At 43.5% G+C, this 14,440-nt stretch carries 16 protein-coding genes and 2 pseudogenes; 5 read left to right on the top strand and 13 right to left on the bottom strand.

The features are described from left to right. Window positions 1-47: 47 nt before the first annotated feature. On the bottom strand, window positions 48-389 hold the full coding sequence (locus L1D55_RS00090; RefSeq protein WP_004740382.1) for a metalloregulator ArsR/SmtB family transcription factor: 342 nt from the start codon (window positions 387-389) through the stop codon (window positions 48-50). Window positions 390-710: 321 nt separating this feature from the next. Between L1D55_RS00090 and L1D55_RS00085 the strand changes: the two genes are divergently transcribed. Beyond that, complete coding sequence (locus tag L1D55_RS00085; RefSeq protein WP_239915842.1) at window positions 711-1,508, top strand: Cof-type HAD-IIB family hydrolase; 798 nt, start codon at window positions 711-713, stop codon at window positions 1,506-1,508. A 90-nt stretch (window positions 1,509-1,598) separates the two neighbouring features. On the opposite strand, the gene L1D55_RS00080 is transcribed toward L1D55_RS00085, so the two are convergent. Beyond that, complete coding sequence (locus L1D55_RS00080; RefSeq protein ID WP_239915841.1) at window positions 1,599-2,798, bottom strand: MFS transporter; 1,200 nt, start codon at window positions 2,796-2,798, stop codon at window positions 1,599-1,601. A gap of 193 nt (window positions 2,799-2,991) precedes the next feature. Between L1D55_RS00080 and L1D55_RS00075 the strand changes: the two genes are divergently transcribed. Beyond that, window positions 2,992-3,639 carry a DsbA family oxidoreductase gene (locus L1D55_RS00075; RefSeq protein WP_239915839.1) on the top strand — a complete coding sequence of 216 codons (648 nt, stop codon included), beginning with the start codon at window positions 2,992-2,994 and terminating at the stop codon, window positions 3,637-3,639. A gap of 34 nt (window positions 3,640-3,673) precedes the next feature. Continuing rightward, window positions 3,674-4,867 (top strand): crosslink repair DNA glycosylase YcaQ family protein, encoded by a 1,194-nt coding sequence (locus L1D55_RS00070; protein ID WP_239915838.1) that lies wholly within the window; start codon window positions 3,674-3,676, stop codon window positions 4,865-4,867. 63 nt (window positions 4,868-4,930) lie between these two features. Here L1D55_RS00070 and L1D55_RS00065 read toward each other — a convergent pair whose 3' ends face one another. Beyond that, entirely contained in the window at window positions 4,931-5,869 is a 939-nt protein-coding gene (locus L1D55_RS00065) for a LysR family transcriptional regulator (RefSeq protein WP_239915837.1), read from the bottom strand. A gap of 106 nt (window positions 5,870-5,975) precedes the next feature. On the opposite strand from L1D55_RS00065, the gene L1D55_RS00060 reads away from it, so the two are divergent. After that, window positions 5,976-6,278: an antibiotic biosynthesis monooxygenase gene (locus tag L1D55_RS00060; protein ID WP_239915836.1), complete on the top strand. Its 303-nt coding sequence runs from the start codon at window positions 5,976-5,978 to the stop codon at window positions 6,276-6,278. A 2-nt stretch (window positions 6,279-6,280) separates the two neighbouring features. Further along, window positions 6,281-7,255 (top strand): Gfo/Idh/MocA family oxidoreductase, encoded by a 975-nt coding sequence (locus tag L1D55_RS00055; RefSeq protein WP_239915835.1) that lies wholly within the window; start codon window positions 6,281-6,283, stop codon window positions 7,253-7,255. 110 nt (window positions 7,256-7,365) lie between these two features. Here L1D55_RS00055 and L1D55_RS00050 read toward each other — a convergent pair whose 3' ends face one another. The 10 genes and pseudogenes from L1D55_RS00050 to L1D55_RS00005 all read right to left on the bottom strand — a co-directional run. Further along, the gene (locus L1D55_RS00050; protein WP_239915834.1) at window positions 7,366-8,007 is read right to left on the bottom strand and encodes a 2-dehydro-3-deoxy-6-phosphogalactonate aldolase; all 642 of its coding nucleotides are present in this window, start codon (window positions 8,005-8,007) and stop codon (window positions 7,366-7,368) included. Then, on the bottom strand, window positions 7,997-8,827 hold the full coding sequence (locus tag L1D55_RS00045) for a 2-dehydro-3-deoxygalactonokinase (protein WP_239915833.1): 831 nt from the start codon (window positions 8,825-8,827) through the stop codon (window positions 7,997-7,999). Before L1D55_RS00045 ends, L1D55_RS00050 begins: the two co-directional genes overlap by 11 nt. A 104-nt stretch (window positions 8,828-8,931) precedes the next feature. Next, window positions 8,932-10,077, bottom strand: coding sequence for a mandelate racemase/muconate lactonizing enzyme family protein (locus tag L1D55_RS00040; protein ID WP_239915832.1), 1,146 nt, complete (start codon window positions 10,075-10,077; stop codon window positions 8,932-8,934). Between the two features lie 14 nt (window positions 10,078-10,091). After that, the gene (locus L1D55_RS00035; RefSeq protein ID WP_239915830.1) at window positions 10,092-11,360 is read right to left on the bottom strand and encodes a TRAP transporter large permease; all 1,269 of its coding nucleotides are present in this window, start codon (window positions 11,358-11,360) and stop codon (window positions 10,092-10,094) included. Window positions 11,361-11,369: 9 nt separating this feature from the next. Further along, the gene (locus tag L1D55_RS00030; protein ID WP_239915823.1) at window positions 11,370-11,843 is read right to left on the bottom strand and encodes a TRAP transporter small permease; all 474 of its coding nucleotides are present in this window, start codon (window positions 11,841-11,843) and stop codon (window positions 11,370-11,372) included. Window positions 11,844-11,976: 133 nt separating this feature from the next. Next, entirely contained in the window at window positions 11,977-13,032 is a 1,056-nt protein-coding gene (locus L1D55_RS00025) for a TRAP transporter substrate-binding protein (protein WP_239915821.1), read from the bottom strand. A 60-nt stretch (window positions 13,033-13,092) separates the two neighbouring features. Further along, on the bottom strand, window positions 13,093-13,437 hold the full coding sequence (locus L1D55_RS00020; protein WP_345772769.1) for an IclR family transcriptional regulator C-terminal domain-containing protein: 345 nt from the start codon (window positions 13,435-13,437) through the stop codon (window positions 13,093-13,095). A gap of 61 nt (window positions 13,438-13,498) precedes the next feature. Next, a pseudogene (locus L1D55_RS00015) lies at window positions 13,499-13,687 on the bottom strand (IS5/IS1182 family transposase); the annotation flags it as partial. 108 nt (window positions 13,688-13,795) lie between these two features. After that, window positions 13,796-14,194 (bottom strand): annotated as a pseudogene (locus L1D55_RS00010) (transposase); the annotation flags it as partial. Between the two features lie 30 nt (window positions 14,195-14,224). After that, window positions 14,225-14,440, bottom strand: a 216-nt coding sequence (locus tag L1D55_RS00005; RefSeq protein ID WP_239915817.1) for an IS3 family transposase, incomplete at its 5' end; no start/stop codon positions are given.

Here is a 14,440-nt window from a genome sequence, read left to right as displayed (position 1 = left end):
CGCTTAAAAGTAAAGGCTATCAAAGCCAATCATTCAAGCGTGAACTTCTATTTTAAAATGCTGTTAAATACCGATTCGAAGCGTTGAATATTGTCGCGGTCGATGCGGTAACACATCTTTGGCGGAATAGACTCAGCGGTAATGAAGCCTGAGTTTTTTAATATTCTTAAGTGTTCTGACACTGTTGATTGAGCTAAACCTAATTCACTCACCAGATCACTGTTTAAGCAGCCGCCTGACTTTTCTAGTGCAGACAAGATGCTAAGTATGCGAATTCGAGCTGGATGCGCGAGTGCTTTTGCTAACGCTGCCATTTCTTTTTCTGCTTCTGCATTACTTGGCGGAAGAGGTAGAGAACAGCTTTCTGTTGCTTGGCATGTTGCAGTCATACTTAGGTGGCTCACTTAATGCTAATCGTTAAAAGACGATTAATAGTAAGCCTATTTCTTTTAGCGGTCAATGTGAATTTTAAAAGTCGCCTTAAATTGGCCTGCTCAGCTTGTTGTTTTGATGACGCTTGATATCCGATCAGTTATCTATTTGAAATCTCATTAGGCATAAACAAGATCTAAGATTTAGGCAAATAAACCGACCGAAAAGCATTGCACTCACTGGCTACTCTAACGATATAATCGAACGCAGAACCGTTACCCAAGATAACGAAAAATCATAATTTACAATTTTATTTATATTTATAGGTAAGCTCTGAAATGCCACAACAGAACATCAAATTTATCGCTGCTGATATGGACGGTACTCTGCTTAATGAACACGGAAAATTAGACCCAGAATTTTTTAACCTCTACGAGCGACTAGAAGCTCAAGACATTATCTTTGCTGCTGCGTCGGGTCGTCAGTACTACAGTTTAATGGAAACTTTTGCTCCTATTAAAGACCGCATGATGTTTGTTGCTGAAAACGGCACATTAGTGATGCATAAAGGCGAAGAGCTCTACAGCTGCTTGCTAGATACAGATGCCATCAAAGATATCATCAAAGAAGCGCGTGCTATAGAAGGTGCCCATGTTGTGTTGTGTGGTAAGAAATCGGCATACATCGAAACCAAAGACGAGCGTGCTCTAGCAGAGATCTCTAAGTACTACCATCGCCGTGAGCAAGTAGAAGACTTGTTGACGGTTGAAGATGAGTTTATCAAGGTTGCTATTTGCCACTTTGACGGCTCACAAGAGAAAGTAAACCCAAGCATCGACGCTAAGTTTGGTGAGAATTACCAAGTGGTTGTAAGCGCAAAAATTTGGCTGGATGTGATGAATGCTGAAGCTTCAAAAGGGGCGGCAATTAAGCATCTCCAGAACACATTAGGTTTCACTTACGAACAGACCATGAGCTTTGGCGACTACCTAAATGATTACGAGATGCTTAAAGAAAGTTACCACTCATATGCTATGGAAAATGCACATCCAAAACTAAAAGAGATTGCTCGTTTTGGTGCGCCAAGTAATGTTGATGCGGGCGTATTCCAAGTGTTGGAGAAGCTTCTCGCGTAACGTTCGAAATCCTTTTTAGATTTTTATCAAAGCCGACTCACTAACATGAGCCGGCTTTTTTATTGGAAATTTCGAATTTTAAAACTCGCCTTAACATTGATTTGCTAAGGTACACTCCGGCTTAATTTGTCTGCCAAGTTTACCCATCCAAAATGTGGCAGCCAGAACCACGGCTCCAGCAATGGTAAAACCATAAATAATCGCATCGGCTTGCGCCAATACGGCAATCAACACATAACTTAAGCTCTGGGTTAATGTAGCGAATAGCGCAAGCCCCCCATCTACTCTTCCTCTTTGTTTTATTGCTACCGCATGGTGCATCCAGTTGGTTCGGGCAATTCTATTGAGTGCGTTGAATGCACCGAAAATGAAAGTAAGAACAATAAGATATGCAGGATTCTCTGCTTGGCTCATCAACAATAAAGAGATTCCGATGATGTACATCGCTATTTGGATGATTGTTTTGTGAGATGCAGACTTCAGAATCAGTGGTAAAGATATCCCAATAATCAGTGCCCCCATGCCGAGAGAGATATTGTAAAGTGCAAGCCAGTCTCCGGTGATATTCAGTTCTGAAAACCAAATCGGAATTAAACGGCTCAAAAAGGTCACCATCGGATATGAGAGACAAGAAACAATCAGGAAACCATAGAATTGAGGCGATTGAGAGAACACATCCTTAATTTCGCCCAATTGCTGCTTGAATGGTGTGTTCACACTCTCCGTGATTTGTCTTCTGTAAGGTGTCACCAAGTAACTTATTGCTGAAATGCTCGAGGCAATACCTGCAAAAATCGCAAATTCAATAATGCTCCACTGCTCGAGTAACACAACGCCAAGAGCGCCAGCACCCAAGGTTGTTGACTGCAAAATAATCTCTTGGTGACTCGAAATTTTGGCATATTCATGGTGGTCGTAATTCTCTTGCGTAAAGGCATTGTTGGTGTGCCAGGCAAGGCTACTTGAAACCCAAAAAATGAGTTGAGCTGCACCTAGGACGACAATAGAACCGACGCCAAACCAGTAAATTGCAGCGACAATAAATGCGGTTGAAGCCTGGATTACCTGCGCGATGATCAAAATATTTTTACGAGAATGGCGGTCGATCAAGGCTGAAAAATAGGGCGTAGCAAGAAAAGTGGTGATCGTACAAACCAGAGCCGTGAGCGCAACAAAAGTGCCCATATTGGGCGTTGCTAGCATTAACCACGGAAGTGCCAACATAAATAGCCCTGAGCTAATGCCATCAAAGAAGCGGCCGGTAAGGTAGGGTGGTGTTTTTCTTTTCATATCTTTGTCTCATTGTCTCTGTTTTGTATCACTCTACAACTTAAAGTTAACTTTAAGTCAAAGGCTGATTGAGAGAAATTTGAGAGCGAATACATTGGTATTTGAACGGGTGTTCAAATTGTTGTAGTCTTAGTGACAACACGGATATCCACTTTGTATTGGATACGCCTTAGCAACGATATTTGGAATGACGATGAGTAAGAAGCTTCAACTCGATATTATTTCTGACGTAATGTGCCCATGGTGCGTCGTCGGTTACAAAAACCTAGAGCAGGCTGTTGCAGAGCTTGGTTTAGAACAACAGATTGAACTTGAATGGCAGCCATTTGAGTTGAATCCAGATATGTCGCAAGAGGGTGAAAACCTGCGTGAGCATATCATGAGAAAATACGGTTCTAGTGCAGAAGAAAGTCAGCGCTCACGTGAGCAACTGGCAGCTCGCGGCAAAGCGGTAGGGTTCGATTTCAATTTTTATGACAGCATGAGAATGGTGAATTCACGCCACTTACATGTGCTGCTTGATTTTGCTCTAGCTTACGGAAAACAGACTGAGTTGAAGCTGCGCTTCTTCACAGCGCATTTTTCAGAGCAGAAAGATCTGTCAGATCTGGATGTTATTGCGCAAGAGCTTGAAGCGGTTGGCTTAGATGCAACGAAGGCACTGAAACGCTTAAAGAACACCGACAACTTAAAGCAAATAGAAGCGCAAGAGTTCGAATGGCAACGCATGGGGATCTCTGCGGTTCCTACCGTGGTATTTAACCGCAAGAGTGCAGTCACGGGCGCGCAGACAGTCGAAACGTACAAGCAGATCCTTCAAGAGCTTATTGCTGAATCATAAGCCGGTCATTGCTATCAATTAAAGTCTGAAGTTCATGGAATCACTCTCACTCGCACAAGCGAAAAAAATTGTACTGCTTTCGCAAAAGCTGCCGCCTAAAAAGAAACGTAATGGCGGAGCTTTGGCGAGGACGCTGTCTGCGATTGAAAACCTTGGGTATGTGCAAATTGATACTATTTCGGTGATACAGCGAGCCCACCATCATACGCTGTGGAATCGTAATCCAGACTACCAACTGAACCTTCTGGATACGTTGTTAGAGCGTCGAGAGGTATTTGAGTATTGGTCGCATGCTGCTGCGTATTTACCTATGCGAGACTACCGCTTCAGCTTGCATCGAAAGAATGGGTTTGCGAGCGATAAGCTGAAGCATTGGTATAAAAAAGACGAGGCCCTAATGGCACATGTTCTTAAACGCATTGAGAACGAAGGGCCATTAATGGCGAAAGATTTTGAAGGCGATAGGCCAAACCCCGGCGGATGGGGCGGTAAACCGGCCAAACAGGCGCTAGAAACTTTGTTTATGCAAGGTGACTTAATGGTGCCGAGCCGAGTGAATTTCCATAAAGTGTATGACCTAACCGAGCGAGTTGTACCGAGTGGTATTGATACCTCTGAACCCACAGAACAAGAGTACATTGAGCACCTGATTATTCGTTATTTAGAGGCGAACGGTGTGGGGATCGCATCGGAAATGAGTTATCTCCTTAAGAACACCAAGCCACTGATACAGAAAACACTCCAACAGATGCTTGAAGACAAGCGAATAGTGAAAGTGGATGTTCAAGGTGCTGATTACTACATGTTGCCAAATGCGTTTGAGTTACTTAATCAGCCACTATCTCGAACCAAGTTAAAGATACTTTCTCCGTTCGATAATCTGTTGATTCAACGTAAGCGAATGCAATCATTGTTTAACTTTGACTACCTTCTTGAGTGCTATGTTCCTGAAGCCAAGCGCCAGTTTGGTTATTTCAGTTTGCCGATTCTATGGCAAGGAGAGCTGGTGGCGCGAATGGATTGCAAGGTCGACAGAAAGAGTCGTTTACTCAATATTCGTAACTTGGTTGTGGAAGATAGAATCAAAAACCATGAGTCGTTGATTCATGCCTTATCTGATGAGCTTAAACACTTCATGGTGTTCAACCAATGTGATGAGATGGTCGTTCACAATACTACGCCTTCTGGCCTTGGCAGTTACTTGATGAGTCATTGGCAAACGCTTTAACCTTCATCGTTGCTCCAAAGCTATTAGTAACGTAGACCACCTTAGTTGCTTTGATCACTCTAGTTATTTAGAAAGCTCGGCTAACAAGAACTGGACAAAGGTCCTGTTCTTCAAAGACAGTTGCTTGGTTTTATAGAGTAAGTGAATCGGCTTAGGCAAAGGTGCCATACCGGGTAGGATCTCCAGTAGAGCACCACGTTCAATCTCTTCTGCGACTGAGATAGTCGGCTGTAACAACACGCCCACGCCTTGTAGGGCGGCATATCGCAACACATCCCCATTGTTCGACATCAAACGCACTTGGCCTTTATTCCCCGTGCTATGCGCCGCTTGGTGGTTCTTAGGGGCTAGGAATTGTGAGTCACCGTTTTGTGTATTGCGTAGTTGGGGTTCACGCCCACTCACATCACGACGGCTGCTGTAACTAAATCCAAGCGATGGGTGCTGTGCGAGATCTTCTAATACACGAATCTTTGTATGTTGGTCTAGGTATTCAGGCGCTGCGCAGTAACACATCTCGTAATCACCTAAGTATCTGGCGACTAAACTTGAGTCAGACAGGTCACCAATTCGCACAATTAAATCAATATCCGAAGAGTAGGGATCAACAAGATCGTTGTTCAGTACGAGCTCGACATTAATTGTCGGATTATTGGCAAGGAACTTCGCCACTATAGGGGCTAGCACTTTGTTCCCATAGGTCACTGGGCAGTTTATTTTGACCGTGCCTTGAGGCTGATTTTCTAAGGTTTGAATTAGATTTTCAGCATTACTGATGTCTTCCAGAATTCGTTTACATTCTCGATAGTAGAGCTGCCCTGAATCGGTTAAAGACTGCTTACGCGTAGTGCGATGAATCAGCTGAGAGTTAAGGCTCGATTCAAGATGATGGATATGTTTACTGATCATGGTCGCCGATAGATTGAAGTGGTTGGCAGCACTACGAAAGCTACCTTGCTCCACCACGTAAACGAAGACTTTCATGCTAGTTAACTTATCCATTAAACACTCTTGGTTGATAAATAATAAACAAAAGGTGAGTTTATCAATTATTAGGGGTTAATTATATTAATGGCAAACCAATAGTTGATTAAAATAAGAGCGTGGAATGCCTCAAACAAACGAAACTATCTTTGTTACTGCGGAACTTAGGATTAAAACCAACATTGAACGTGAGGCTGCGGTTGAAGCCATCGAACAGTTTTGTCTAGATATGCAGAGCGAACCGGGCTGCCTACAAGCGATTGCAACCTATGACCAAACCCAAAGCGACCGAGTGATCTTGCTTGAGCAATACGCTAACCGTGAAGCCATTAACCAGCACTTTGGGATGCCTCACACCCAAGCGTTTATCGAGCGTGATATAACAGAATTAGTACAAGCCTTTGAAACTCATAAGAAGGAGATCTAAGCATGAAATGGGGAATTCTAGGAACCAGCTTTATCTCAGGCGTTATGGCAGACGCCATTAAAGGCGATGCTCAAAGCGAGCTTTATGCTGTTGCAGGACGCACAGAGAAAACACTCAATGAGTTTGCTGATCAATACCAACCAACACGAACCTTCAATAGCTATGAAGCCCTGATTGAAGATAAATCGGTCGACATTATCTACATCGCGCTACCTAACCATGTTCACCACGAATACGTGATTAAAGCCGCTCAAAAAGGCAAAGCGATTCTGTGTGAAAAGTCGTTATCGGTGGATATGGAAAAAACCGAACAAGCACTACAAGCGGTGAAAGAAGCGGGCGTATTTTTCGCAGAAGGTTTGATGTACTTAAATCACCCATTGATCGCCAAGCTTCATCAAGAACTGGCAACCGGAGAAATTGGTGAAGTACGCTCAATCCAAGGTTCATACGTTGCGGCGATTGACCAGTTTGTGAACCCTGCGAGTAAGGGCGCGTTATATAACCTTGGCTGTTACCCTATGTCGCTGATCCACTCTGTCGCACAACACCAGTTTGGTGAGAGCGTGTTTAATGACGTGCAGATCTCAGCAATTGGCCGACGTGGTCAAGATGGCAATATCTGCGAGTCGTCAGCGATGATGCGCTTCAATGGCCAGTTCACTGCGCAGGTTCATACTGCAGAAGATCATGGCTTAAAGCATGGTTTTACGATTTTAGGCAGTAAAGGCTGTATCACTCTCGATACCAACCCATGGTTACCGACCGAAGAGAACACATTTACGGTTGAGATATACGAAACGTCGAAACGTGAAGTGAAAGTCGAAGCGCAAGGCGATGGCTTCCATTATCAAGTGCGTAATATCCGCCAAGCAGTCGAGCAAGGCGATACGCAACTCACAGCGCCAATGGCGACTCATCAAGACTCTCGCGTAATTATGAAGTTACTGACTGATTGGGAACAAGCGGCGGGCTAAAATAAATGTAAACGAAATACGGCTCATACTATTCTCTATGACCATTTAGAATTATCACGTAGAAAAATATGAGCCGTATCGTTGTTTCAAGCTTACTTTGTATGGATCACTTACTCAGCGATAGACGCTTTAAAGGCGATGTTGAATGCTTTGGCGTTGGCTCGAATCTCGTCGTCAGATAAGCCAGGCTTATAGAGAGAGGCTCCTAAACCAAAACCTTTCGCACCGATGTCCAAGTAAGGTTTCATGCTCTCGGTGGTAGGGTTGATTCCTCCTACAGGTAAGCAGATTGCTTCTGGAGGCAGTACGGATTTCAGTGCTTTAAAACCATCAAGACCAAGCATAGATACTGGGAATAGTTTTAACCCTGTCGCACCAGCCGCAAGTGCAGCGAATGCCTCGGTTGGAGTGACAACGCCAGGGAAGCTTACGCAACCTGCTGCCGCTGACATTTTCACAACCTGTTCGTTGAAGTTTGGTGTGACAACTAGGTTTGCACCGGTATCTATCACTGCTTGCGCTTTTTCAGGTGTAGTGACAGTACCTGCACCAATAAGATATTGGTCTCCAAAGTGCTCGACCAACATTTTAATGCTGGTCAGTGCGTCTGGTGAGTTCAATGGCACCTCGATCATTGAGAAGCCTTCTTCAATCAAAATCTGTGTCACTCGAATACAGTCTACTGGTTCCACACCACGGATAATGGCAACGAGTGGTAGGTGATCACTTAGATTAAAGTCTTTATTTGTCATGGTTCATTGCCTCTTTAATTTTTAACATTCCAGCGATGAAAGTGTCATCGCCATTCACGTATTCGGTTGTTTTATCCAGTTGACGACATGCTTGGTCATAGCGTTCTGATAGGGCTTTTCCGCCTACTAAGTAGATGCTCTCTTGATGCAGTTCTCGCACTTCGTTGCCGATTAACAGCCCTGATAAGTAATCAAACACTTCATTTTCTTCTAGATTGCCGAACAGACGGTGTGTTCTGGTTTTGAAAAGTTGATTGGTAATTGACGAGTTCGAGCTTTCTTTTACCCCTTTTACAAAAGCAGCGTTAGAGCTGACTTGGTCAGGTAAGCCACGTCCTAGGATGGTGTGTGTTGACAGTGCGGAAAAAAGCTCTCCGGTCATGTAGGTTGAAAACGAGACCAACTTACCCGCTTCAATATTTGCGTGTTTGCTGTGAGTACCCGGAAAGGCTGCTTCAAGCGTTGGTTTTCCTGCTAACTCTAGAAGTCCAAATAACTGAACTTCTTCGCCCCGCATTACGTCGTAGTTGCCATGTTCATCATAATGGCTGACACCTGGAATGATGGTTGCGGTTGCCCCCCAAGGAAGCTCGAATTGGTGGGTGTTTTGAGCCAAGGACTCCACATTAGTTGGAGTGGAAACATATGGTACGTTAACCCAACCTTGTGCTGAGCCAACCATGCCAGCCATATAAATTGGTAAGTGTTGGTAATCGCCAAGCCACTTACTTAGTAATGATTCAAGTTCGGTTGCAAAGGCACGAAAGTTTGTCGTTCCCCAGTCCAGAATTAGCCAACTGATTGTGTTTTTTTGATTCATAATTACAGCTCACAGATGCGCCCTAAGGCGCGCAGTTTTAGGTTTAGTTGATGTCTTTACTTTGTGTATCTAGGTAACTCTTTCGTTTAGTTAACTTCGCTTAGTTAGTTAACTTTGTATTGCTTGATGATGTCGGTATTCACATCAACGCCTATGCCCGGTTTGGTAGAAATTTGTACCTTGCCGTTTTCCATCTTGATGCCATCGCAAATGAGATCTTTGCGGAATGGGTGTGAAGATTGGTCAAACTCAAGCATTGGCTCGATAGGGTTGAGTGATAGTGGTGAGCTTGGTAGTGAAGCAATAAACTGCAAAGAAGCCGCAATACCAATGCCAGAACCCCACACGTGTGGAATCATCATGGTGTGGTTTGCTTGTGCCATTGCTGCAATCTTTTTACATTCCGTGATACCGCCTGAAGAACATAAGTCAGGTTGAATAACATCGAGTGCTCTCTGTTCAAGCCAAGGGCGGTATCCCATCTTTCCGAATAGTTGTTCACCAGCGGCGATATAAGTTTTAGAGAGGTTTTTGATTTCTTGGTAGCCAGTGATATCTTCAGGTGCCAATAGTTCTTCCAAGAAATACAGATTGAATTCTTCTGTTTCCTTGATGATGCGACGTGCTGCAGCCGCGTTGTAAGCACCATTAGCATCTGCCATGATTTTCACGTCATTACCGACGGCTTCGCGAATTGAACGAATGAAGGCGATATCTTCCTCTACACCGAATCCAATCTTAAGCTTGAAGGCTTCAAAGCCACCATCGACATAACGGTGTGCTTCTTCGATCGCGGCTTCTGGGTATTTTGCGTCTGCAATACGATAGAAGCCTGTAGCATAAGGGGTGACTTCCTTGCGGAATGCACCACCTATGAGGGAGTGGATCGGTTTATTGAGAGCCTTACCAATGACATCCCACAGGGCAATATCAACACCGCTGATCGCGTTTACTGCAGAACCACCTTGACCATATGGACGAGTCACGTTGTACATCTCTTCCCAAAGTACCTCTACGTCGAACGGACTACGTCCAAGTAGCAATGGCTTAAAGGTATGCTCGACAAATGCAGCAGCGATGTGTGGGCTTTGCAGTCCATGACACAAGGCTTCACCAAAACCGATAACTCCTTCATCGGTAACAATTTCAATGATCATTGAGCTACGGCTATGAACCCAGCCCTGAGCAAAGTAAAACGGTGTCTCAAGTGGAACTGAGATTGCGTGTGGAATGACATCAATAATTTTCACAATAAATACCTTACTTAAATCAGAACCAGAGAGATCTGGGGAATAAATACAATCAGTGTTAGTGCAAACATCATGGCTAGGAAGAACGGAATAATTGCTTTTGAGAGCTTCTCAACAGAGAGCCCAGAAACACTTGAACCGACAAATAAGTTTAGACCCAGAGGAGGCGTGATAAACCCGATAGCCAGAGTTACTACCATGATGATGCCGATATGAACTGGGTTGAAACCGAATAACATGGCCACAGGAACCAGAATAGGCGTCAGGATAATGATTGCAGCTACTGTCTCCATGAAACAGCCAACGACAAGTAGCAGTGCCACCATTAAAATAATGAAAATTACTTTGCTATCCGAAAACTCAAGCATTGCGTTAGCAATCTGCGTCGGGATTTGTTCAAGCGCTAAGTACTTACCAAAAGCGGTCGCTGTACCCACAATCAACAATACAATCACTGAAGTAATCACAGATTTAGTGAAGATTTGCGGTAAGTCTTTGAAGGTTATTTCTTTGTAGGCAAATAGACTTACTACCAGGCCATAGACGACAGCTACAACACTCGCCTCTGTTGGAGTGAATATACCGCCGTAGATACCGCCCAGAATGATCACGGGAATGAGTAGTGCCAACTGAGCATGCTTAAATTGAGCCCATACTTCTTTCCAGCTAAACGGTTCGTCTGACCCTTTGTAGCCTTTCTTCTTTGAGTAGATGTATGCCCATACCATCAAGCACAGTGAAACCAAGATGCCAGGGATGATGCCTGCAATGAACAAATCACCAATGGATACGCCAGCAGACACACCGTACATCACCATAGGGATGCTTGGCGGAATCATTACACCAATCGCGCCAGCTGCAGTAACAACCGCTGTTGCAAAGCCTTTGTCATAACCGTATTTGATCATCGCAGGGATCATGATGCCACCGACGGCAGCAACCGTTGCTGGACCCGATCCAGAGATAGCAGCGAAGAACATACATGTAATGATCGAAGCAATCGCGAAGCCACCTGTGATGTTTTTTACCAGTGAGTTAGCAAAGTTCACCAAACGCTGCGAGATACCACCGCTGCCCATGATGTCACCTGCTAGAATGAAAAATGGCACTGCCATGATTGGAAACGAATCAACAGACGTGATTAAGGTACTCACAAGGAAATCAACGCTTAGCGTACCCGTCGAAATAATAGTGAGCAGCGTTGCCATACCTAGTGAGATAGCAATAGGTACAGAGGCAATAACGAGCAGTGCGAATGTCGCAAACAAAATAAATACTGACATGATTACCTCTTATTTCGCTGCTTTGATGTCGTCAGTGGTCGAGACCATCTGTTGAATCAATCTGAGAGTCGTAAGTGCAAATCCTACTGGACCAGCTAAGTAAACTATCCACATCGGTAGCCCAAGCGCTGGCGATGTTTGTCCCAACTGATAGAGGTGTTCTACCATTTGTGTGGATTTAAATAAGATCACGACGGAGAAAATCAAAAATACACAATCTGAGAATAGGCTTAGGTACTTCTTTTCTTTGTCGTCAATTAACATAGATATCGCTTCAATTTTAATATGGCTCTTTTTTGCAACGGCAAAACTGATGCCGATATAAACTAGCCAAATGAAACAGTAGCGAGCTAATTCTTCAGTCCAAGCAATTGAATAATCGAATGTTCTGGATACTACTTGTAAGAATATTGCTGCCGTCATAATAATGAGCAGTATTACGGCTATCGTATTTTCAAAATACTTGTCTAACCAATTCAACATAATAAGATTCCTTATCCACTTGTTACTTAGAACGATTACTTCTTATGGTTTATTTTTATAACCATGAAAAACTAAGTATTAAAATAGTCAGTATTAAAAAAGTAAGATTCTAAATATAAAGTGATGGCTTGAGTTACTGAGTTGCTAATTCACTTTCTGCTTTTTTAATTTGCTCTTGGAAAGCGGATACAACATCTTTACCAATGATTGGTGTGTATTTCTCAATAACTGGTTTAGTCGCTTCTTGGAAACCAACCAGAGCTTCAGGTGTCAGGGTTACGACTTCCATGTTTTTCTTAATAACATCCAAGCTTTCTTGGTTTACTCGACGGTTAACCTGGCGCTCGTAGTCGCCAGCATCAATTGCTGCTTGGCGCAAGACTCTTTGGTCGTGACGGCTTAGCTTGTTCCATGTAGCTTGGCTAACAATTAAGGCTAAGGGTGTGTATACATGGCCGGTGTTTGAAATAGTTTCTTGTACTTCGAACAAGTTGTTTAATGCGATATTCGGATATGGGTTTTCTTGCCCGTCAACGGTGCCTTGTTGTAGCGCTGTGAACAGTTCGTTGAACGCCATTGGTGTTGGCGTTGCGCCCATCGCATTCCATGCGTCCAAGTGAAGTGGACTCTCCATTGTTCGTATCTTCAAGCCTTTAACATCTTCAATCGTTCTAACTGCATGCTGAGAATTGGTAAGATGGCGAAAACCATTTTCCCAGAAATCTAGTCCGACTAAGCCTTTAGACTCTAGTCTTTTCAACATATCGTCAGAAAACTCGCTTCGGAGAACTTTGTCAGCTACATCTTCGCTGGTGATCATAAAAGGTAGGTCGAACACATTGTATTCTGGGTAGAAATTAGCAAGCGGACCTGTTGATGGAATAGATACATCAAGCGTACCTAACTGCAACATTTCAATGGCTGCACGATCATCACCTAACTGTGCTGAGGGGTATATATCCACCTTCAGTTCGGTAAATTTTTCAACGATCTCTTTGAATTTAGCAGCACCATCATAAATTGGGTGTTTGTTATTAGAGCTCATGCTGAAACGCAGTGTTTGAACTTGAGATTCACCAGCTGCAATACTCGATTGGCTATTACCTTGAGAGTTTGTAGCAATTGCTGCACCAATGATTGAGGCGACAAACACCCCACCAATGGCTAGAATTTTTCCGGTTCTAGACATAGTCGTACCTGATTAATTTATTATTTATAATTTAAGTGTAAGTTACATACACTTGTAGGGTTAATTAAGTTGCTTGGATATTTTCTGACAATATTCAGTAATAATAGGGATTAATTCTGTCATTCTCTCGTCAGACATATATTCTTTAATACTGGTTACTGAGATAGCCGCAATAATATTGTTATATTTATTTCTAATTGGCACGGCAACACAGCGCACAAGATCTTCGTTATCTTCTAAGTCATAGCTATAGTCATACTTAGAATACTCATTCATTCGTTTTAGCATCGACTCAACGTCATGATTAGTTTGTGATGAAATTAATCGAATCCACTCCATCTTTGGCATATCAATCATTAACGCTTTTCCAATCCCTGTTGCGGACATTGGGAGTCGGTCTCCCACTTGGGAGGGCTTTGTTGCGTAATTAAATTTAGATATAGAGCCAACCCGTTTCGCGTATTTCTTAGTCAATACGACAGGTTTTAGGCATACCTAACCTAGTAAGCTTGTTCAACGCTTTTATCATCGCGTAAGTTTCACCCACCTGGGCATTGTAATTTCTTAAGCTCAGTTTCCCTCCTAGCAACTGTTTAACTCGATACATCGCTGTTTCTGAGAGTGAACGCTTGTGGTATCCATACCGCTCTTTCCAATACGGTGTACTCTATAAATGTAAATAGAATCTATCTATGCGGACGTAAATATTGGCTGTGTTGCGTAATTAAATTTAGATATAGAGCCAACCCGTTTCGCGTATTTCTTAGTCAATACGACAGGTTTTAGGCATACCTAACCTAGTAAGCTTGTTCAACGCTTTTATCATCGCGTAAGTTTCACCCACCTGGGCATTGTAATTTCTTAAGCTCAGTTTCCCTCCTAGCAACTGTTTAACTCGATACATCGCTGTTTCTGAGAGTGAACGCTTGTGGTATCCATACCGCTCTTTCCAATACTTATTTGAGCCGTATAATTTCTGGCAACCCACGGCGAGATTTCGAGGGTGACCACGCTCCCAGAAGGCTGCCCCTTCTCTTGGGGGAATAAGCGCAATGGCTCCCTTAATCTTAATAGCAGCGTGACACGCTCTCGTGTCGTAAGCGCCATCACCAGACACCTCAAGGATACTTCGGCGTGTTTGTTTCAGTAAGTTAGGGAGTACTGATCTGCTCCAGCCAGACTGGACACTTCATTAAGCGACATTTTGTTGTTCAAAGTTAACTGGGCTTAGATACCCAAGAGCACTGTGCCTTCTCGTTCGATTATAATCAACCTCTATGTACTCGAAGATCGTTTGGCGCATCTGCTCTCTCGTCATAATCGGCTCATATTGGATCGCTTCCACTTTCATAGAATGGAAGAAACTCTCAACACAAGCATTGTCCCAGCAGTTTCCTTTCCTACTCAT

Origin of the sequence: Vibrio sp. Isolate22 (genome assembly GCF_022398115.1) — a bacterium.
Taxonomy (GTDB): Bacteria; Pseudomonadota; Gammaproteobacteria; order Enterobacterales; family Vibrionaceae; genus Vibrio.
The sequence above is the reverse complement of the archived record's forward strand: the minus strand, read 5'-3'. Positions and strand labels throughout refer to the sequence as shown.